Origin of the sequence: Shewanella sp. P1-14-1, from assembly GCF_001401775.1 — a bacterium.
Taxonomy (GTDB): domain Bacteria; phylum Pseudomonadota; class Gammaproteobacteria; order Enterobacterales; family Shewanellaceae; genus Shewanella; species Shewanella japonica.
Window position 1 is genome coordinate 200,289 of the sequence record NZ_LKTL01000003.1, and the last position, 19,763, is coordinate 220,051.

General features: G+C 40.0%; 20 protein-coding genes. 12 read left to right on the forward strand and 8 right to left on the reverse strand.

What is annotated here, in order from left to right; all coding sequences use genetic code 11:
- The first annotated feature begins 1 nt into the window (after position 1).
- The 5 genes from pfaD (at position 2) to yghU (ending at position 6,646) form a co-directional block, all read left to right on the forward strand.
- Entirely contained in the window at positions 2-1,630 is a 1,629-nt protein-coding gene (pfaD, locus tag AN944_RS03075) for an eicosapentaenoate synthase subunit PfaD (protein WP_055023116.1), read from the forward strand.
- A 48-nt stretch (positions 1,631-1,678) separates the two neighbouring features.
- Positions 1,679-1,936 carry a hypothetical protein gene (locus AN944_RS03080; RefSeq protein ID WP_055023117.1) on the forward strand — a complete coding sequence of 86 codons (258 nt, stop codon included), beginning with the start codon at positions 1,679-1,681 and terminating at the stop codon, positions 1,934-1,936.
- 314 nt (positions 1,937-2,250) lie between these two features.
- Positions 2,251-3,726, forward strand: coding sequence for a CotH kinase family protein (locus tag AN944_RS03085; protein WP_055023118.1), 1,476 nt, complete (start codon positions 2,251-2,253; stop codon positions 3,724-3,726).
- A 212-nt stretch (positions 3,727-3,938) separates the two neighbouring features.
- Positions 3,939-5,513, forward strand: coding sequence for a PAS domain-containing methyl-accepting chemotaxis protein (locus AN944_RS03090; RefSeq protein ID WP_055023183.1), 1,575 nt, complete (start codon positions 3,939-3,941; stop codon positions 5,511-5,513).
- A gap of 275 nt (positions 5,514-5,788) precedes the next feature.
- On the forward strand, positions 5,789-6,646 hold the full coding sequence (gene yghU, locus AN944_RS03095; RefSeq protein WP_055023119.1) for a glutathione-dependent disulfide-bond oxidoreductase: 858 nt from the start codon (positions 5,789-5,791) through the stop codon (positions 6,644-6,646).
- Between the two features lie 295 nt (positions 6,647-6,941).
- Here the strand turns inward: yghU and AN944_RS03100 are convergent, their stop codons facing one another.
- Together AN944_RS03100 and AN944_RS03105 are read right to left on the reverse strand one after the other, a co-directional pair.
- Positions 6,942-7,373, reverse strand: coding sequence for a hypothetical protein (locus tag AN944_RS03100; protein ID WP_055023120.1), 432 nt, complete (start codon positions 7,371-7,373; stop codon positions 6,942-6,944).
- Entirely contained in the window at positions 7,360-7,779 is a 420-nt protein-coding gene (locus tag AN944_RS03105; protein WP_055023121.1) for a hypothetical protein, read from the reverse strand. The genes AN944_RS03100 and AN944_RS03105 overlap by 14 nt, the downstream gene beginning before the upstream one ends.
- Positions 7,780-8,054: 275 nt before the next feature.
- Between AN944_RS03105 and AN944_RS21825 the strand changes: the two genes are divergently transcribed.
- Together AN944_RS21825 and AN944_RS03115 are read left to right on the forward strand one after the other, a co-directional pair.
- Positions 8,055-8,702, forward strand: a complete 648-nt coding sequence (locus AN944_RS21825) for a hypothetical protein (RefSeq protein ID WP_231919074.1) — start codon at positions 8,055-8,057, stop codon at positions 8,700-8,702.
- 5 nt (positions 8,703-8,707) lie between these two features.
- The gene (locus AN944_RS03115) at positions 8,708-9,097 is read left to right on the forward strand and encodes an MmcQ/YjbR family DNA-binding protein (protein WP_055023122.1); all 390 of its coding nucleotides are present in this window, start codon (positions 8,708-8,710) and stop codon (positions 9,095-9,097) included.
- Between the two features lie 37 nt (positions 9,098-9,134).
- On the opposite strand, the gene AN944_RS03120 is transcribed toward AN944_RS03115, so the two are convergent.
- Positions 9,135-9,809, reverse strand: a complete 675-nt coding sequence (locus AN944_RS03120; RefSeq protein ID WP_055023123.1) for a PilZ domain-containing protein — start codon at positions 9,807-9,809, stop codon at positions 9,135-9,137.
- 248 nt (positions 9,810-10,057) lie between these two features.
- On the opposite strand from AN944_RS03120, the gene AN944_RS03125 reads away from it, so the two are divergent.
- Positions 10,058-10,618, forward strand: coding sequence for a CBS domain-containing protein (locus tag AN944_RS03125; RefSeq protein WP_055023124.1), 561 nt, complete (start codon positions 10,058-10,060; stop codon positions 10,616-10,618).
- A gap of 89 nt (positions 10,619-10,707) precedes the next feature.
- Here the strand turns inward: AN944_RS03125 and AN944_RS03130 are convergent, their stop codons facing one another.
- The 5 genes from AN944_RS03130 to AN944_RS03150 all read right to left on the reverse strand — a co-directional run bounded on the left by AN944_RS03130 (position 10,708) and on the right by AN944_RS03150 (position 15,309).
- Positions 10,708-11,697 carry a diguanylate cyclase gene (locus AN944_RS03130; RefSeq protein WP_055023125.1) on the reverse strand — a complete coding sequence of 330 codons (990 nt, stop codon included), beginning with the start codon at positions 11,695-11,697 and terminating at the stop codon, positions 10,708-10,710.
- Between the two features lie 252 nt (positions 11,698-11,949).
- Entirely contained in the window at positions 11,950-12,621 is a 672-nt protein-coding gene (locus AN944_RS03135) for a fumarylacetoacetate hydrolase family protein (RefSeq protein ID WP_055023126.1), read from the reverse strand.
- Between the two features lie 336 nt (positions 12,622-12,957).
- Positions 12,958-13,968, reverse strand: a complete 1,011-nt coding sequence (locus AN944_RS03140; protein ID WP_055023127.1) for a succinylglutamate desuccinylase/aspartoacylase family protein — start codon at positions 13,966-13,968, stop codon at positions 12,958-12,960.
- A complete protein-coding gene (gene rimK / locus AN944_RS03145; protein WP_055023128.1) occupies positions 13,968-14,873 on the reverse strand; it encodes a 30S ribosomal protein S6--L-glutamate ligase in 906 nt (301 codons plus the stop codon). Before rimK ends, AN944_RS03140 begins: the two co-directional genes overlap by 1 nt.
- A gap of 4 nt (positions 14,874-14,877) precedes the next feature.
- The gene (locus AN944_RS03150; protein ID WP_055023129.1) at positions 14,878-15,309 is read right to left on the reverse strand and encodes a RimK/LysX family protein; all 432 of its coding nucleotides are present in this window, start codon (positions 15,307-15,309) and stop codon (positions 14,878-14,880) included.
- Positions 15,310-15,840: 531 nt separating this feature from the next.
- Here AN944_RS03150 and AN944_RS03155 point away from each other — a divergent pair.
- The 4 genes from AN944_RS03155 (at position 15,841) to AN944_RS03165 (ending at position 19,746) form a co-directional block, all read left to right on the forward strand.
- On the forward strand, positions 15,841-16,512 hold the full coding sequence (locus tag AN944_RS03155) for a DUF2461 domain-containing protein (protein ID WP_055023130.1): 672 nt from the start codon (positions 15,841-15,843) through the stop codon (positions 16,510-16,512).
- 337 nt (positions 16,513-16,849) lie between these two features.
- Positions 16,850-17,452: a hypothetical protein gene (locus AN944_RS21830; protein WP_235530840.1), complete on the forward strand. Its 603-nt coding sequence runs from the start codon at positions 16,850-16,852 to the stop codon at positions 17,450-17,452.
- Positions 17,453-17,575: 123 nt separating this feature from the next.
- On the forward strand, positions 17,576-18,208 hold the full coding sequence (locus tag AN944_RS21835; RefSeq protein WP_268788260.1) for a BamA/TamA family outer membrane protein: 633 nt from the start codon (positions 17,576-17,578) through the stop codon (positions 18,206-18,208).
- Positions 18,209-18,378: 170 nt separating this feature from the next.
- On the forward strand, positions 18,379-19,746 hold the full coding sequence (locus AN944_RS03165; protein WP_055023185.1) for an RsmB/NOP family class I SAM-dependent RNA methyltransferase: 1,368 nt from the start codon (positions 18,379-18,381) through the stop codon (positions 19,744-19,746).
- Positions 19,747-19,763: the final 17 nt, after the last annotated feature.

A 19,763-nucleotide genomic window follows, 5' to 3' on the forward strand; every position in this document is an offset into this window, starting at 1 on the left:
AATGACTATTAGCACTCAAAACGAAAAGCTTTCTCCATGGCCTTGGCAAGTAGCCCCAAGTGATGCCAGCTTTGACAATGCCGCTATCGGTAAAAAATTAAAAGAACTGTCTCAGGCGTGTTATTTAATTAACCACCCTGAAAAAGGCTTAGGTATTTCGCAAAACGCACAAGTGATGACTGAAAGCATGAACAGCCAACAGGATTTACCTGTCAGCGCATTTGCCCCAGCACTTGGCACTCAAAGCTTAGGCGACAGTAACTTCCGCCGTGTTCATGGTGTTAAATATGCTTATTATGCTGGTGCCATGGCTAACGGTATTTCATCAGAAGAGCTCGTTATCGCACTGGGTCAAGCGGGCATTTTATGCTCGTTCGGCGCAGCCGGACTCATTCCATCTCGTGTTGAACAAGCCATTAATCGCATTCAAGCCGCATTGCCAAATGGCCCATACATGTTTAACTTAATTCACAGCCCAAGTGAACCTGCGCTTGAGCGTGGCAGTGTTGAGCTGTTTTTAAAACATAAAGTGCGCACAGTTGAAGCATCAGCATTTTTGGGTTTAACACCACAAATTGTCTATTACCGCGCAGCAGGCTTAAGTCGTGATAGCCAAGGTGAAATCGTTATCGCCAACAAGGTTATCGCTAAAGTAAGTCGCACAGAAGTGGCGAGTAAGTTTATGCAACCAGCTCCCGCTAAAATGCTGCAAAAACTGGTTGATGAAGGCTTAATCACCTCAGAGCAAATGGCGCTCGCCCAATTAGTGCCAATGGCTGATGACGTGACAGCAGAAGCCGATTCTGGCGGCCATACTGATAACCGTCCATTAGTGACCTTATTGCCAACTATTTTAGCGCTTAAAGATAAAATCCAAGCCGAGTACCAATACAAAACCCCTATTCGTGTCGGTTGTGGCGGCGGTGTCGGCACCCCTGATGCAGCACTTGCAACCTTTAATATGGGCGCAGCTTATATTGTGACAGGCTCAATTAACCAAGCTTGTGTTGAAGCGGGAGCCAGTGAACACACGCGTAAACTACTTGCTACGACTGAAATGGCCGATGTCACCATGGCACCTGCTGCTGATATGTTCGAGATGGGCGTTAAGCTACAAGTGGTAAAACGTGGCACCTTATTCCCAATGCGTGCTAATAAACTTTATGAGATTTATACCCGTTATGAGTCGATTGAAGCCATCCCTGCCGAAGAACGTGAAAAACTTGAAAAACAAGTCTTCCGCTCGACCCTTGATGATATTTGGGCTGGCACAGTGGCGCATTTTAATGAACGCGATCCAAAACAAATCGAGCGCGCAGAAGGTAACCCTAAGCGTAAAATGGCGCTTATCTTCCGTTGGTATTTAGGTTTATCAAGCCGTTGGTCTAATTCTGGTGAAGCTGGCCGTGAAATGGATTATCAAATTTGGGCAGGTCCTGCACTGGGCGCGTTCAACGAATGGGCAAAAGGCAGCTATTTAGATGATTATACCCAGCGAAATGCGGTAGACTTAGCAAAACACTTGATGCACGGCGCAGCTTATCAAGCGCGTGTAAACTTACTTACCGCTCAAGGGGTGGCACTGCCTGTAGAATTACAGCGTTGGAGCCCGCTTGATCAGGTTAAGTAAGCCTGCCAAGCGTCATCAAGCTAAGTCATTTGGATATAGGTAGCGGTAATGAGCGAAACACAAAAACTTGATTTTTCAGTGGTTAATGGCACAACACTTGAGTCGTTCAATCAACAAAAAAATCTGATTAAACGCATGCTAAAGGGCAATAGCGCAACATGTGCTGAATGTAACAAGCCACTAACGCTGCAATTACCGCCCAATACTAAAAATGCCAAACCTGCCGAAAAAGCACCAGGGATATACTGCGCAAAAGGCTGCACAGATATTGAACTGGATATGGAAGCTGTGGCACTTTTAAAATAATACGATGAAATAACCCATAGATTATTTCATCATTACCATTTAAAAAAGGCATCGAAAGATGCCTTTTTTATTGCAATTAATTGACCACTTTATCAAGTGGCGACTTACCTAATCACTCACCAAAATAAGTTATTCAGAATAGTGAATTTAGAATTGAGAGTTTAGGGAATGCTGTTACTGATACGGTTCAAATTAGGTAATTAAAATATACTTCATTGCTTCACGGTTCCTGCACGGTTTCTGCATTTTAATCACATAACATTAAAAACTCATATTAGCCATTATCAACTACGGGTTAACTTAGGAGTTTACTTATGTTCAGTCCCCTTCTCTATTCACTTTTTAAAACGGGATGTAAACCATTTCGGCAACTATTAATTATACCGCTTACTAGCTTATGCCTATTAACTGCATGTGATAGTTCTGATGAAACCAGTAGCGAAGAGACTGTAATAACAGTACCTGAAATTGAAACACCGGTTGAGGAGTATAGCGACACTGATTTTGAAGTAAGCGATTGGACCGATGATACCCATAGCAAAAGTGCAGATGCCAACTTTGATGAAGTGTTTGCTGACAATGAAGTAAAACGCCTTGATGTGGTGGTCACTAAAAATCGCTGGACCATCATGCTTAACGATATGACTGATACTTATGGCACTTTTGGTACAACGACGAATTCAAACAACCTTGTAGATACAGATGACAACCCCATTATGGTACCAGCTGATATTTATTACGAAGGCAAACAGTGGTATCGAGTTGGTATCCGTTTTAAGGGTAACTCATCACTACAAACCAGTTGGCAACAAGGCGTACTCAAGTTGTCTTTTAAGTTAGATTTTGATGAGTTTGAAGACGACTACCCGCAAATAGACAATCAACGATTTTATGGCTTTAAAAAGTTAAGTCTTAAAAATAATTACGATGATGAATCACAGTTACGTGAAAAGGTCGCCGCCGATGTATTTAAAGATGCAGGTTTAGCCGTCTCTCACACTGCTTTTTATACTTTATATATCGACCATGGTGATGGCCCTGAATACTTTGGCTTATATACCCTTGTGGAAGAAGTCGATGACACGGTAATTGATACTCAATTTAGTAGTGATGATGGTAACTTATATAAGCCTGAGGATGATGGTGCGACCTTTATTGAAGGATCTTTCAGTGAAGATAGTTTTGAAAAGAAAACCAATGAAGATGATGAAGATTGGTCAGATATTTTAGCTTTATTCGACGCATTACATGATGATACTGCAACTTCCGATCCTGTTACTTGGCGTGAAAACCTTGAAGCTATATTTGATGTTGATGTGTTCTTGAAATATCTCGCAGTGAATGGCGTAATTCAAAACTGGGATACTTACGGATTAATGCCCCATAATTATTATCTTTACAACGATCCAGACACAAACAAACTAACTTGGATCCCATGGGATAATAATGAGGCATTACAGACGGGTAAGATGGGCGGCGCACTAGAACTTGATTTCTCTGATTTAGACTCAAATTCTTGGCCATTAATAGCCAAAATCTATGCTGATGACACTTATCGACAACGCTATAACCAGTATTTATCTGACGTTATTAGCAATAGCTATGAAACCAATAAGATGCAGGCAATTTATGACAGTTACTCAGCATTAATAGAGCCTTATGCCACAACAGAGTTAACAGGTTACTCATTTTTAGAGTCTGCAAATGACTTTTATCAAGCAGTTGATGATTTATCTGAACACGCTGAAAGTCGTACAGACGCCGTAATCGATTACTTAAACACGCAATAGGTTGTAGATTTTTTGTGTCATTTTTACCGACGCAATGAAAACGAAAGCAGCACTGGCTACTTTCGTTTTTGTAGCTATCAATGCAAAACCGTTTACTAGCGCACACTTTCTTATTAAAAAATAACACCTTAACAAGTCATTGACCTAAATCAAACATATTGTGACAAAGCTGAGGCACTATGCCTCTTTATTTTTTAGTTTGGTTATTTCCAATGAGTGATATCAAGGCAAACAATATAGAGCAACCGCTGACGGACGAGTGCATTTTACTTTCTACCACTGATTTGTATGGTAATATCAAATACGCCAATCAAGCCTTTGCAGATATCTCTGAGTTCACGACAGATGAACTCCACGGAAAACCACACAATATTGTTCGTCACCCTGATATGCCTAAAGCAGCTTTTGAATCCTTGTGGCAACGGGTCAAAGACGGAAAACCTTGGTTTGGTATCGTTAAAAATAAAAGCAAAACAGGCAAGTATTATTGGGTTAATGCCTATATATCGCCAGTCTTTGAAAACGGCAAAATGCATGAACTACAGTCTGTTCGACGTAAACCTTGTCGTGAACACATCAATTCCGCTGAAAAAATTTACAAACAGTTAAATCAAGGTAAAGCCCCCAGAGAAACCACAGCACCACTGCTTAGCTTTACGGGTTCACTTTGCCTTTGGGCAATCGTTATTTCTTTGATAGGGGTAGTGTCTTCGCTCTTCATGCCAACTTTGGTCGCCGCTTTTTTCATTCCATTAATGGCTGGATTTGTCATGTATTACATAACGAGGCCGTTAAAAGAACTTGAAAATAAGGCCACAAAAATTATCGACGACCCAATTGCTTGCGGGATTTTTTCATCGAGTCAACATGAGTTGGGAAAAATTGAATTAGCCTTAAACTACTTAGTCACTGAAATGGGGGGTGTTGTCGGCAGGATGGCAGATTCAGCCACCTCCATTAGCGAAGAAAGCCTGCAGCTTAATCAAACTATATCGACCACTCGTGAACGGGTTAAAGAACAAACACACCAAACCCGTCAGGCCGCAACAGCAATGGAGCAAATGACGGCAAGGTTCACTGAAGTTAATCAAAATATCCGTAATACAGCACAAGAAATTACCACCAGCCAAGAGGCTGCTAGTAAAGGTCACGATAGTATGGACAAAGTAGTCAATGCCATTGGCGAGCTTAGAAAAGAAGTGGTTCATTTCTCAACGGTGGTCAATACAATTGAAAAAGACAGCCAATCAATCGCATCGGTCCTAGGAGAGATTAAAGGCATCGCAGAACAAACGAATTTATTAGCGTTAAATGCTGCCATTGAAGCGGCTCGAGCAGGTGAAACTGGCCGTGGGTTTGCCGTTGTGGCGGACGAAGTAAGGCAATTATCAATTCGCACCAGTGATTCCACATCAGAAATTGAACACATAGTCACGAACTTTCAAAAAACCACAAAGGAAGCGACTCAAGCAATGGAGTCAGGTCAATTGCAAGCCGATTTATCAGTATCCTTAGCAGAAGAAGCGGATGACACTTTTGCTCAGCTCCTTAACTCAATTAATCGCATACACGAAATGGCTGAGCTTAACTCTTCAGCCATGAACCAACAAACAGCGGTCGCAGAAGAAATTAGCCAATCTATTTTACAGATAGATGAGATTTCAAACCTGACCTTAATTCAAACCGATGACACCCAAAACAAGTGTGAACAAATGAGCCGATTAGCCAATAAAACTCGTCATTTATCGAGACAATTTTGGACGCAAACAATCGAACGCACCAAATAAATACCTCCAATATTACCCAAAGCGTCATAACCTACATGTTGATTATGACGCAATCTTGCTCAACACTGATTAACTTGCCTATGTATGCAGATGACAAGAGATTTAGCGGCTGATTGACTATTATGCCCTCTTTCTGGTTGTCATTTTTTCCTGTTGTGACAGTTTATTTTTTGATAAGACTTTTTAATTTTAAAAATGCCCTAATATCATATATACAGTTAACGTTAAGCCATGCTTATAAAGCCGTTTAAAGCGATTCAAAGTGAGGATACACAATGACAAACGAATTTATTCCACCTAAAAAATGGGTAATGGAAGAGGAAAATGGCGGCAAGTTTGCCAGTATAAACCGTCCTGACTCTGGTGCGCGCTATGATAAAGATTTACCGGTTGGGAAGCATGCACTACAGCTTTACTCTATGGGCACCCCTAACGGCCAAAAAGTCACGATTATGTTGGAAGAGCTGTTAGCCGCAGGGATCACTGACGCAGAATATGATGCTCACTTGATTAGTATTGGTGATAGCGATCAATTCTCATCAGGTTTTGTTAGCGTTAATCCAAATTCAAAAATACCGGCGTTATTAGATAACAGCACCTCAACGCCTATTAATGTATTTGAGTCTGGCGCTATTTTACTTTACCTCGCTGAAAAGTTTGGCCGCTTCTTACCAACAGATTTAGCAGCTAAAAGCCAAGTCATGAATTGGTTGTTTTGGCTGCAGGGCTCGGCTCCTTATTTAGGTGGCGGTTTTGGTCACTTTTATGCTTACGCCCCTGAAAAGTTTAAATACCCTATCGACAGGTTCTCTATGGAGGCCAAGCGTCAACTTGATGTACTTGACAAGCAATTAGCTAAACACCGCTTCTTGGGTGGTGATGAGTATAGTATTGCCGATATTGCGACATGGCCTTGGTACGGAAATTTGGTGCTTGGAAACCTATATGAAGCAGCAGAGTTTTTAGATGTTGAAAGCTACCCTAACCTAATGCGCTGGGCAAAAGACATTGAACAACGTCCAGCTGTCACGCGAGGCAGAATCATTAATAGAACCTGGGGAGAAGAGTGGGAACAACTAGCGAACCGTCATAGCGCCGAAGATATTGATAATGTGCTTAAACGTCAGCCATAACACCCACAATTTCTCAATCCATTGGTAGACCACTCAATTTTGATAATGTGAGCCTATACCTTTGATATGATTCACTCCCATTGGGAATGAAGTTTGATAAAGCGGTAGGCACACCATCAAGTGCTTATCGCATTATTGCTAACCAACAACCACTTTACCGATTAATCACTTTCAAGCTTTTTCCAACAACATAAGCACGTCGGCTGTACGTCTGGCGGTAAAGTAATGATAAAACCACAATGCGGGCAAAAATCCCCAATATTTAAACGGACATAAGATTGTGTTTGCTTATACATCAGCATCGCTCTTCTTTTCGATTATATTGAGGTGAATACATCGCCATTAACTGTGCTTCTACAGCGCCCCTTACACAAACAGGCTCACCATTTAGCGGACTAGGTACAGTTACGTTAGTCGCAATCCATAGCTCCATATCACGTATTAACTCCTCTTTAACTAACCTGCCAGCCGTACCATGTGACCAAATACGTTTTCCGAGTAGACCACTCTCGCCGACATATAAAACCTGATCTCCTTTCTTGAAAAAATACACCCCCGAAATGTCTCTTGGTAACAGAGAAAACCAATGCTTTCTTGTTGCGTACTCATTACCCTCAAAGTCATATAAGCCATAAGTTTCGCTATTACGATTAACAAGCCATGCTTGAGATAAACTGATATTAGCGATATGAGTAAATGTAATACTGCCCATTTTAAAGGTATTCATCGACGACCTCAGCGCAGTTAAACCCCTGGTACATCTGGCCATCAGGCCTCAACTTCGAACTTGTTACAGCATTATCACTAACAAACTTGGTATAAATTGTATCTACTCTTTTAACAGGCTTACCAAATAGCACTCGAGTATTTCCTCCGATAGCAGATACCAGTCGACTACCTAGCATCTGATGTTCTTCAGTTTCTATCTCATCTAATATGGCCTCAACTTGATAAGCCACTGGAATTTTACGGTTTGCATTGATGACATAAACCCAATCTCCTTTTGAGATTGAACAAAAGTCATCCCAGCCATGTTGGCCAGGTGCTAAATCGAAAAAAGCATTGTTACCAAGCGATGCATATATTTTTCGGTGTGGACGATCAGCAATATTTGATACAAGAAATTTTCGCATAATGAACAAAGGCACTTAATACACATGTGTATATACTAATTAAGTTTCCTCACAAAGTAAACCGTACTAAGTACCTTTATTATTCATTGCAATATAGATCATATTCAATTAACACTAATCATAACGACTTTATATTGATTTCATTGAATTTTAGGCGCAAAGTTAACTATGTAAACCAGCTAAATAGAACGCTTAAAGAGTAAAAAGCGCACACTGGTAACACAGATAAAAGCAAAATTGCGCCAGTACTATCAGCACCTTCATATGAGGTAAATATGAACAAGCTATTAATACTTAGAGCAGTGACGGGGATTTATGACACCTTCAGCCTCTGCAAAAGCCCCCACTTTAATACCAGCCAACTAAACTTGTTAGCGACAGCGAATCGCCTCATCGCTGCATGCTTTAACAGCAAAAGTCCAACTAAGGCTAAAGTCAAAACAGTAAGCATCATCATTTGTTACTTATTTAACGGCATTGTTTTTAGCGTACATGCAACGGATGAGCACCTTGACAGTACAAGGCATCTTCAAACGATTTCCCCGCTTAAAACCGCTTTGCATTTGGAGACTTATTTAGGCGGACATAGTACAAATTTAGCTAACAAAGCCGCACTTTCGTTTAAGTTTGGTCAGAGAAATAGTCAGCATGTTTGCCATATAACCACAACAGAAGAGCATTTAATGCAATCCAAAAATTTACTGGAAAACATTAATTTAAGTGAAAAATATTTCTTCTTTGACTGTCAAATTGATAATGATTTTTATGTATTATCTAATCAGTACCGTACTTATGCCCAAGTAATAATTAAGCAACCTGACATCAACTTTCCAATGTCGATGCATATAGAGGCGAAACTTGTCACAATTGATGGCAAGCTGCTCAATGTCACCAGTGGTGATATCTCACTTAAACGGAAATAGCTCACATGGAATTTGACACAATAAGAGATTATTTACTGACTAAACCTTTTGCTACAGAAGACTTTCCATTCGGAGAATCTACTCACGTTTTTAAAGTTCACTCGAAGATGTTTGCACTAATGTCATGGCGAAATGATGCTTTGATGGTTAATGTAAAGTGCGATCCTGAAGACTCATTCGCCCTAAGAGAGATATTTAGCAATATTACGACGGGATATCATATGGACAAGAAACATTGGATTTCTATCTATTTACAGTCAACTGGGAGTGATAAATCTAAAGAATCTCGATTAATTCCAGATGGCGAGGTATTGCGCATTATTGATAATTCATACCTATTAGTCGTCGACAAACTTCCTAAGAAGCATCAAACAGCCATCAAACTGCTTTTATAACGAACAAGTCAAAGCCTTTTATAGGATTTGAGCAAGACTATTTTTCAGAAAGCAGAGCTGTGTGCACGATTTTTTCGATAGTATTGTCTTGCTCACCCAAGAACTGACAACCAAACTCCACGCCATTTTCGAATAATTTAACATTACACACTCTGGCTTTAATGGTGAGGTTTTCTTGTTCTGTAGCCTCTATCACGATTTCAATCTGCTCTCCCTCTGTTAACTCATCTTTTCCACCTTCACTAACTTCAATATGACAACCTGAAAGTGAAACATCGGTGATTTTAACTTGCCATTGGTTATCACTTAAAGCGATATTGGCAGTTAAATCTGTCAACACACGTTTGGTCGAACGTAAATTGTGAATAACCATATTATCTGGGAAATTCAATACCATAATACGAGATGGCTGACTCAAGGTTTGTTTGATTGTTGAAATAAATGCGATTACAGATGCCTCATGACCTTCCACTAAACCACGAACAGTCACTTGTGAGCCCTGAGTAATGTACTGGCTGTAGCCTCCCAATTTATTTGCATCTGGAAATTGAATTAGTATGAATTGTTCAGGTAGATAACCGATAAAAATGGTACGAAAACGCCCTTTTTTACCTGCAGGAGTCACAATATCAATATTGACAGGCGTACCAGCCAATAAGTATTTAAATTCTTTAGACAACCCCTCTTTAGTATTGATTTGTTTTGTGGTCATTTTACCTTCCCTGAACCTTTTATTTCCCAATCAAAGATTAGCACAAGATTTAACATACACAACAGTGAGTTAACCTTAATTAAATGTTATTCATGTGCTTGCACCTCTTGTATCTAGAGGTCTATGGTGAATATCACAAGGTTAAGGTTTTTGATGTAAAACATAAAAGACATTGCACCAAACCTGAATATTGACGGTCGTCAGATTCAGTCGCCTCAGCCGTTGACATAAGGTAACGGAGTTAACATATGAGAAATCTAGAATTATTCAGCACAGCATCTATCGATCACTTACTTTGGTCTACCAGCACTGACTCACCCAGCTTAGACTCTCCAGCGTTAGACGTATTTACTGACTTTGATGTAGCACGTCCTATTGTCGTTGATGCATCCACCAGCGCAGTGGGCACAGCAATAATCATGGAACAAACCCATGCATTTATGAGATTAGTTGTTGATAAGAACAATAAATTTTTAGGGGTGATAACGCTGCAAGAATTGTCTGACCATAATTTATTTGTTACCGCGAAAAAGCTAGACCTTACTGTAGATGAGCTTTTAGTCACAGAAGTGATGGTGCCAAGAGAAGAGCTACAAGCGTTTGACTATCAACAAATTTCAACAGCCAAAGTCAGTGATATAGTCAGGCTTTTGCAACAAAATAATTTGCACCACATGCTAGTCATCGATCATGAATTGCATCATATCCGAGGGCTGATTGCAGCGAGTGACTTAGCCAGAAAACTCAATATGCCAATAGAAATACATCAACGGCCTTCTTTCAGTCAAATTTTCTCTAATGCCCATTAATGATTTTGCCTAAACGATATAAATCACGGAGCCACTTACCTGAAAATCTCAGGTAAGTGACGATAAACCTGATTGAATATACGCAGAAACTAGCCTTGCTGTGTTAGTTGGCTTTCTTGTTCAGCAATCTGATTATCGAAAGCAACACACTGATTTTTACCATAAGTCTTAGCTTGATATAGGGCCAAATCCGCTTTTTGAATAATCTCTTTCGCTGAGGTGAAGTTGCTAGGTATGCAAGAAACAAAGCCTAAGCTCAAGGTGACGATTTTACTTTTAGATCTTGGGTGCGGGATGCCGAGTTCGGCAATTTTCAAACGAATATCTTCAGCGAGTTGCGACACACTTTCTTGCTGTCCGTAACAAATAATAGCAAACTCTTCACCGCCATAACGGCATACCACATCGGTTGAACGCACACATACGTCAGCTATTGCTTGCGATACTTGTATTAAGCATTGATCTCCTTGGTAGTGGCCTAAGAAGTCGTTATAAGCTTTAAAACAATCAATATCACACATGATTAATGACACTAATTGTCGCTCTCTTCGTGCTAGATTGATAATAAAGTCCAATTGAGAATCGAACTCTCTGCGATTGTTCAGCCCTGTTAATGCATCAAGCTTTGAAAGCTTAAACAATTTAGCACTCGTACGTTCACGCTCAATAATCCCAAAAAGTAATTGTGCATTTCCGCAATCGTCTCGAAGTATTGCTCTCGCTTTACTCGTAAAGTAAAGGATCTCACCTTGGTTAGCGTCATAATAAGGAAATCGATTATGATACTCATCGATATTACCTAACTTCAAATTATGGTAATCCTCAAAAATTTGTTGCGCTTTTTCTGAATCTTTTAAGGCAATATTCTTGTTGTAATCACCAGCTATAGGACAAGTTTTACTAACAGAATGCTGAATAAGTTGAGGGTCTAAGGAGAACATCTCTTGCATGATTTGATTGCAATAGAAAATATTACTGTCTTGCTCTAAGTCAATGAGCCACCAAGATACCCCAGAAAAGTTGAGTAACTCTTGATAAAGTTGGTAATACTTTTTAATCCGTTCATTAGGAAATGTCATATTCAACTAGCCACTTTAAAAAGCTAATTAAGTCGTCAATTCAATGACTAACTTTCCCTTTAGCATGATTATTTAATTGTAAATCTACATTGAGTATAGACCTTGTTGAAAATACTGCCTGTCACGACAAGACTCCACACGATCCAATATGATAATTAATGAATGAAGTTTTAATAGCTGAAGACCCTAATCTTTTTGAAATGCTAAACCAGAATGATGATAATCACTGAGCATAGAGATAGCATCTCGAGTTTACTCAGCAATCCAAGTTTGAGTAATAATGGGCTTAACATCTTTTACAGCATCTAATAATTGTTCAAAAGACTCATATTCAATATCAACCCATAACTTAACTTCAAACGTCGCACCTTTTGTTATCATCCCTACTCCTTTAGGCGTGCCAGTCATAACTATGTCGCCATCTTCTAACGATAAAAACTCAGAAATTGCGGTGTGAATATCAGATACCGAATACATCATTAAGTCACTGTGACCAAATTGTACTATTTCGCCATCAATAGTGAGTTGAAAACAGAACTTGGTATGATTATTTATAAGAGGAAGCGCAACAAATTCACTAAACACTGCAGAACCATTAAAGGCTTTTGCGCGCTCCCAAGGCAGTTGTTTAGCTTTGAGTGTTGACTGCAGTGCTCGTTTAGTTAAATCAAGGCCCACTCCAACGGCAGAGAATTGTCCATCTTTAACCATAAAACACAACTCAGTTTCAAAATGTATAGGTTCTTGATGAAACGAAACTAAGGTGTCAGAAATTGACGAGTTGGGTTTTAAAAATACCACCATATCATCCGGCACTTCATTGCCAAGTTCATTGATATGATCGACATAGTTTCTACCAATACAAATAATTTTTGAAGGCGTTAATCGCTCCTGACCTGAACTTGAATAAACTGTTTTTAACATTACGTCATACCTCAAGATAGCAATGACAAACTAGCTTATTGATTAAATACCGATTAATCAAATACCTTGTTGATATTAAAAATCTTTTCTAGGTGCAAAAATAATCGAATGGCTTCACTCTACAGCCTACTAATCTACCAACTAACTAACCAACTTAGCGACTTAGCGACTTAGCGACTTAGCGACTTAGCGACTTAGCGACTTTAGTGAAATATAGACTGCCTTGAGTTTGACAAATGTAGATACCAAAAAGCCACTGATTGAATATAAAAGTTCAATCAGTGGCTTTTAAAGTAACGATGACCATTACAATAACAATTACAACGACATTATTGATTATGCGTAAGTCGATATAAACTCATCTAAATGCTCGTTGGCAATTTCAATATCGTCGCCAACAAACTGTGCAATATGAAACAGTGCTTCGCCTTCATTTGCGACAGGGATATTACTTAAGCCAATAATAATGCCATCGGTCGGTGATTTAAGTTCTGACAACTCTCCACCTAAAGGGTTTACTACATTGGCTAATACACACCCTTTACTGACTCTTGCGCCAATTTTACGCTTTATATTCACTAAACCATCTGATTCACTTCGCAGCCAATAACTGCGACTAGCGTTGATTGAAGCTGTCGGCTTAAGCTTACTGGTTAACATGCCTAAGTGACGCATCACATTAAGTACACCTGTTAAGCCAGATTTAATCGATAACTCACTAAACCTTAGAGCTTCACCTGCTTCATATAAAATACATGCGATGCCTTTTTCATTAGCGTAGCCACGCATCGAGCCTTTTACGGATTTTGAGTCCATAATCACCGGAGCCCCGAAAGCCGTTGCCATTGCCATCATAACTTCATCATCAGTATCACAACGGATCTGCGGGAAGTTATCACGATGAATAGCACCAGTATGCAAATCAACAATATGCGTTGCTTTAGACATCAACTCACTTGAAAACAAATGCGCTAAACGGCTCGCTAATGCACCTTTTGCACTCCCAGGAAAGCAGCGGTTTAAATCACGCCTATCTGGTAAATAACGCGATTGATGAATAAAACCAAACACATTAACAATGGGTACAACCATCAAGGTTCCTGTCAGTGTTCTGATGCTGATTTTATCGATTAAGCGTCGACAAATTTCTATGCCATTCAGTTCATCACCATGAATAGCTGCGCATACTAATAACACTGGCCCAGGTTTCTTACTATGGAACACCTCAACATGCAGCTCTAAAGGCGTGTCGTTATACAATTTTGCTGCGGGCAGTTTGATACTGGCACGGGTGCCAGCATCAATACTAAACTCACCAATTGTGAACGCTTCACGCTTAGGCGCCATCAACCCATTCCTTTGGTTTTGGTGCTTTTGGCTTTGGCATTTTTTTCAATAAATTGAATAATTTTATCAGCGACATCAATACCCGTTGACGTTTCAATTCCTTCAAGACCAGGCGATGAGTTCACCTCCATCACTAAGGGCCCATGCTTTGAGCGTAAAATATCAACACCCGCTACATTTAGCCCCATCGTTTTAGCTGCACGAACCGCTGTTGAACGCTCTTCTGGGCTTAACTTAACAACAGTGGCTGAGCCACCACGATGCAAATTAGAACGAAACTCGCCTTCTGCCCCCTGACGCTTCATTGCCGCAATGACTTTATCGCCAATCACAAAACAACGAATGTCGGCTCCACCCGCTTCTTCTATATACTCTTGCACCATAATATTGGCTTTTAAGCCCATAAAGGCTTCAATAACACTTTCTGCCGCTTTACGGGTTTCGGCAAGTACCACACCAATCCCTTGAGTCCCCTCAAGTAGTTTAATCACGCACGGTGCGCCGCCAACCATATCGAGTAAATCAGGCACATCTGCAGGCTTGTTCGCAAATCCTGTCACAGGTAAGCCAATGCTTTTGCGAGATAACAACTGCAATGAGCGTAATTTATCCCTTGAACGTGAAATTGCCACAGATTCATTCAATGGAGACACGCCCATCATTTCAAACTGACGCAAAACCGCAGTACCATAAAAGGTTACTGATGCGCCAATACGAGGTACAACAGCATCAAATGTCGGTAATTCTTCACCGCGCATGTGAATACTAGGAGCCATCATATTGATGTTCATGTAACACGCTAGCGGGTCAATGATTTGTACTTCGTGACCACGCGCTACCGCCGCTTCTTGAATACGACGAGTAGAATATAAGTCTTTATTTCTAGACATAATTGCAATGCGCATAACCTTAAGCTCCTGTTAAATGTGCTGCAGATGAATCCACTAGAAAACGCCCTGCCAGTGCTCGGCGACCTAAAAGCATTCTAAACTGCATGTTGTCACGCTGTGTCAGCGTAAGTTCAATATCAAACTGCGCATCGCCAATAATAATTGGGGTTTTAACCACGTAGCGATTAGTTATGTGACCGCCAGAATCTTTTACGTGGCGACGATCAAAAACCGCAAACTCTTGCACGATTTCTCTGTCTGATTCTTGCTCAGGGTGGATCCAGACTTTGATCCAGTCTTGATCTTGTTTAATAAACGGTTTAATTCTAAATGCGTGTAAACATGACGTCTTAGCACCGGTATCAACTTTCATATTAACCCGTTCATTGCCAAGTTCAGGAAACGTCGCCCATTCACACCAGCCAAGAATTTTTAATGCATTTTTTGTCATGTTTAAGCCTTTTTCACAAAACCTTATTTCGCTAAATATCGTTAAATTGAGAGGCATAAAGGAATTAATAAGACTGCTTTTGACAATATTGCAGCCATATAAAAGTATCAACTTTAGCCAAAACAACACTTTAATTGAGTTAATATCACGTTAAAAACTTACTCTCAATCAGTTTGGAAGCGCATAATACTCCTAAAGTTTAAAAATACTACAAAAAAAATCACAAAATATAAAAAAACTCACCAACAACAAGTAATAACCTTATAAGCACTGCATTCTCAAACAGCTAAAAACAACAATTAACTCTATATAAAACCAACAAAAACCGTAAAGTAAATGAAAATTGACGTTTTAACACACAAAACAGTTTGTTTGAGACAAGTTTAAAAGATGATTATAAGTTAACCACTGAACTTTGTATTATTAGTAATCAAATAAGTCCTACATTCCAAGCTGAGTTTTTTAACATTATGAATTAAAGATAGTAGTCTTTTGTGGCACACTTTGGACTCACCTTTTTTAGGATCTGTTATGTATACTCAGCAAAGTTTTGACTTCTTAACCCTCCTTGCCAATAACAACGATCGCGAATGGTTTAAAGCAAACCAACAAGATTACGAAGATAGGGTTAGAACGCCGACGTTAAAGTTTATTGAAGCCATGCAAGGACCAATCTTAAATATATCACCTCGCCTCACTGCCGTGCCTAAAAAGGTAGGCGGCAGCATGATGCGACCACAAAGAGACAGTCGTTTCAGTAAAGATAAAAGTCCTTACAAGTTAAATGTTGGTATTCAATTCAGACACTTTCAGGGTAAAGATGTCCATGCGCCAGGGTTATATTTACATTTAGCCAATGACGGTTGCTTCCTCGCTGCAGGTATTTGGCACCCTGAATCTAAAGCCTTAAATGCAATTCGCCACTGTATAGATGAAAACCCAAATGGTTATAAAAAGGCATTGAACACATTAGATAAAGCTGGGTTTGAGTTGTCAGGTGATACCCTAGTAAGGCCTCCTCGAGGTTTTGATAAAGAGCATCCGCTTATAGAAGAATTAAAACGCAAAGATTTTATCGCCATTAAACCAATAACGATTGAGCAGGTTTGTGATCAGAATTTTGTAGAGTACTGCGCCAAAGAGTTCGAGAAAACGACGCTATTGATGGGCTACCTTTGTTTCGCTCTCGATTTAGACTTTTAGTTGGTTTCTTAATTAGATTTCTAGTTAGCTTCCTAGTTATGGTTCTAGAAAAATTAGGCTTTTAAAAACTACACTCTTATTAAGCTTGGACTATATAGACTCCAAGCTTACAAACCTCTAAATCAACTTCTTATGATTTGGTAAACCTCCTTCCCAAATAAATTATTTTTAGGGACTACCGGCGTGTATTTCACTCTTAACTCGAACAGTCTTCAATTATTATAAAATCATTTATTCACTGTACCTTTTTCGCTAAACAACCTATATTATTCAATAAAATGCCAACAAATAAACAACAAACATCCCCTTGAACTCGATGTACTGACAAGGCTTGCTGATGATGAATAAACGCCATAAAAATGTTGCCATTAAACCGCTCAGAGGCTTACTTCCCTTAGCCGTACTCATTGCAGCCTCGTTAACTCTTTTTAGCCAACCATCAACTGCCGCATCTGCCCATGTAAAATCTTCTGTAAACCGAAGTGAAACGCCTGATACTGGCGCCGAAAAGCTGCTTTTACCTTATGTTTTCAGTACGGATTCAATGGGCGTTAATATTGGCCTGGGTGCTATGGTCAGTGGTTATTATCAAGAACAGATGACAGTCGGCGGAACCGTATATGGTGGCGATGTCAGTTATGGTGTAGGCGGCGGGGTTTGGAATTATAAGCTCCCTAAGACTGAGCGATTTTATTTAAGTCTTGTTGGCTTTATGGGTTACTACCCGCAGCAAAAAGCTTATGCAAGTTCAGGTGATGGATACACTCCCCCAGGCACACCATTACCTGGCAGTAATGATTCCTCAACCGAGCAATTTCTACAAGCTGACGGCTCATCAAACTGGTGGGATATCAAGCTTGAATATGCTTTACCCATTGGCGCAACCAAAGATAAAGGTCGCGTAACTTATGAATTAACTGGAGGATTATTAACTTCATAGCCGACTGGCGGTAAAGTATGGAACCCACTTGAATCTGGTGCCACTGTTGCTGTTTTAAAGCAATTTAATCGTTATGAAAGTTATGAGTTTGATGACGATGAACTCGATGGTGCTGTTCACGCTATTGAGCTAGGACTGCTCTACGACAATACCGATTTTTCAGTTAACCCAAGTTTTGGTAGTAAGCAGTATCTATCAATCTCACATGATGCAGGCTGGTTTGAGTCTGAACAATCTTGGACTTTTGTAGAATTTGAAGCCAGTAAATACTTTTCATTTGGGCAATCAGATTACGCATCCCAACGAATTTTGGCGTTGAACTTTTGGACAGGTTACTCCCCTTCTTGGGAACTTGAATACGATGAGCAAGGTGGTAGAAAGGTTAATAATAACGCCCCATACAGTGAGGGCGCTTCATTAGGCGGCTTTTATAGAATGCGTGGCTTCGAAAGTAACCGTTTTCATGATAAAGCATCTATCTACGCTACCGCAGAATACCGCTACACCCTTAAATATAACCCCATAGAAGATGTAAGCTGGCTTAAATTTTTACGTTTAGATTGGTTTCAACTTGTGGGTTTTGTTGAAGCAGGACGCGTTGGTGAATCCTATACCGCCGATGAATTGTTAACTGATATGAAATACGACTATGGCGTGTCTTTACGAGCATTAACCGCAGGGATTGTAGTCAGGCTTGATGTTGCAACATCTGATGAAAGCACTAATGCTTGGGTCATGGTTGATCACCCTTTTTAATGTCATAGCTACTTTTATATCATAACAGCTGCCCTTTTAAAGAGGGCAAGCACACTGTTTGTCAATGAACACTTATACATATTCAACCAAAATTAAAGACATGCTAAAATAGGGCATTACTTTTTAGATTACAAATATCCTTTGTGATCACAGCCACTCTTGAGTTCGCCATGCCATCAGCACCACAATCTACCATTATCGCTAATACACCAGCAGAAAAAAGAGCGCTTAGCTACTCTACTACCATCAAAAAGCTATTTGATGAAGTACTGGACACTAAAATGCCTGCAGACAGGATTGTGGCTAATTATTTCCGTGAACATAAAAAACATGGCTCTAAAGACAGACGCGTGATCCGTGAAACTTTATTTGGGCTATTTAGATGGTGGGGCTGGCTTAAGCAATTAGGCTCACAACATGACGACCAAACGTGGTACAAAATGCTCAGTGCATGTGCATTATTAGAGCAACATAATTGGCGTAGCTTTGCTGATGCTTGGCAAGTATTTGCTGTACTTTCTGATGCTCAATTAGAGATAATAACGACTCTTATTGCCTCCGATGAGGTAGTAAACACTGACTCAGTGGTTGCGAAAAATCAGCTGCTTAATAAGCTATTTACTGACATTGAATTCACTGAAACTCAGTTGCTACCTGATTGGTTTTGGGAAGTTTGCCCTGTTGATGACCATAAAACACAAATACAGCTAATAGAAGCCATGAGCTCTAGACCACCTATTTGGGCAAGAGTACAAAGTCATGATACTCAAAAGGCACTAAATGAACTTCAGCAAGCTGGTATTGATGCATCCCTAAGTGAATTCTTTAGTGATGGCATTAGCTTAGGCAGTAAAAGCATTAACTTGAATGAAGTTAAACTATATAAAAATGGCCAGTTAGAAATACAAGATTTAGCCTCACAAGTCATTGGTAACATTTGTCAGCCTAAAGCAGATGAACACTGGTGGGATACCTGTAGTGGCGCAGGCGGTAAAACCTTACAACTTAGATCATTGATGATGCAAGATGCAGCAAAAGCAACGTCTAATGGCAGCGTAATATCATCCGACATTCGCTCTAAAGCATTAGAAGAGTTAAACAAGCGCGCTAAAAGAGCTGGTTTTAACAACATCTCAATTTCGCGTTGGAAATCAGAAGCATTACCGGTTGAAGCTAATCATTTTGATGGTGTATTAGTTGATGCACCGTGTAGTTGCACTGGTACATGGCGCAGAAACCCCGACATGCGTTGGATAGATGACAGAAGCTGTGTCGAAGACAAACCAACTCTTCAATTAGACATTCTAACTCGTAGCGCTAAAGCAGTTAAGTCAGGTGCAAGTTTAGTTTATGCCACCTGTTCTTTATCACCAATTGAAAATGAAGCCGTGGTTGAAGCGTTTTTAGCGAGTAATAAAGAGTTTACTCTTGAGACGATTACCCACCCATTTACACAGCAGCAAAACACAATGCTGACAGTATGGCCTTATGAAGCCAATAGTGACGGTATGTTTGTCGCGAAAATGGTGAAGCGATAGCACGAGAGTGTTATTTA

What these genes read in the sequence shown, in the direction of transcription:
- AN944_RS03105 (WP_055023121.1), bottom strand. Translation starts at nt 7,779, where the DNA reads ATGCGAAAATTTCTTGTATCAAATATTGCTGATCGTCCACACCGAAAA.
- AN944_RS03120 (WP_055023123.1), bottom strand. Translation starts at nt 9,809, where the DNA reads ATGACCACAAAACAAATCAATACTAAAGAGGGGTTGTCTAAAGAATTT.
- AN944_RS03085 (WP_055023118.1), top strand. Translation starts at nt 2,251, where the DNA reads ATGTTCAGTCCCCTTCTCTATTCACTTTTTAAAACGGGATGTAAACCA.
- AN944_RS03080 (WP_055023117.1), top strand. Translation starts at nt 1,679, where the DNA reads ATGAGCGAAACACAAAAACTTGATTTTTCAGTGGTTAATGGCACAACA.
- AN944_RS03165 (WP_055023185.1), top strand. Translation starts at nt 18,379, where the DNA reads ATGCCATCAGCACCACAATCTACCATTATCGCTAATACACCAGCAGAA.
- AN944_RS03125 (WP_055023124.1), top strand. Translation starts at nt 10,058, where the DNA reads ATGAGAAATCTAGAATTATTCAGCACAGCATCTATCGATCACTTACTT.
- rimK (WP_055023128.1), bottom strand. Translation starts at nt 14,873, where the DNA reads ATGCGCATTGCAATTATGTCTAGAAATAAAGACTTATATTCTACTCGT.
- AN944_RS03150 (WP_055023129.1), bottom strand. Translation starts at nt 15,309, where the DNA reads ATGACAAAAAATGCATTAAAAATTCTTGGCTGGTGTGAATGGGCGACG.
- AN944_RS03155 (WP_055023130.1), top strand. Translation starts at nt 15,841, where the DNA reads ATGTATACTCAGCAAAGTTTTGACTTCTTAACCCTCCTTGCCAATAAC.
- AN944_RS03140 (WP_055023127.1), bottom strand. Translation starts at nt 13,968, where the DNA reads ATGGCGCCTAAGCGTGAAGCGTTCACAATTGGTGAGTTTAGTATTGAT.
- AN944_RS03100 (WP_055023120.1), bottom strand. Translation starts at nt 7,373, where the DNA reads ATGAATACCTTTAAAATGGGCAGTATTACATTTACTCATATCGCTAAT.
- AN944_RS21830 (WP_235530840.1), top strand. Translation starts at nt 16,850, where the DNA reads ATGATGAATAAACGCCATAAAAATGTTGCCATTAAACCGCTCAGAGGC.
- AN944_RS21825 (WP_231919074.1), top strand. Translation starts at nt 8,055, where the DNA reads ATGAACAAGCTATTAATACTTAGAGCAGTGACGGGGATTTATGACACC.
- AN944_RS03090 (WP_055023183.1), top strand. Translation starts at nt 3,939, where the DNA reads ATGAGTGATATCAAGGCAAACAATATAGAGCAACCGCTGACGGACGAG.
- AN944_RS03130 (WP_055023125.1), bottom strand. Translation starts at nt 11,697, where the DNA reads ATGACATTTCCTAATGAACGGATTAAAAAGTATTACCAACTTTATCAA.
- pfaD (WP_055023116.1), top strand. Translation starts at nt 2, where the DNA reads ATGACTATTAGCACTCAAAACGAAAAGCTTTCTCCATGGCCTTGGCAA.
- yghU (WP_055023119.1), top strand. Translation starts at nt 5,789, where the DNA reads ATGACAAACGAATTTATTCCACCTAAAAAATGGGTAATGGAAGAGGAA.
- AN944_RS03135 (WP_055023126.1), bottom strand. Translation starts at nt 12,621, where the DNA reads ATGTTAAAAACAGTTTATTCAAGTTCAGGTCAGGAGCGATTAACGCCT.
- AN944_RS03115 (WP_055023122.1), top strand. Translation starts at nt 8,708, where the DNA reads ATGGAATTTGACACAATAAGAGATTATTTACTGACTAAACCTTTTGCT.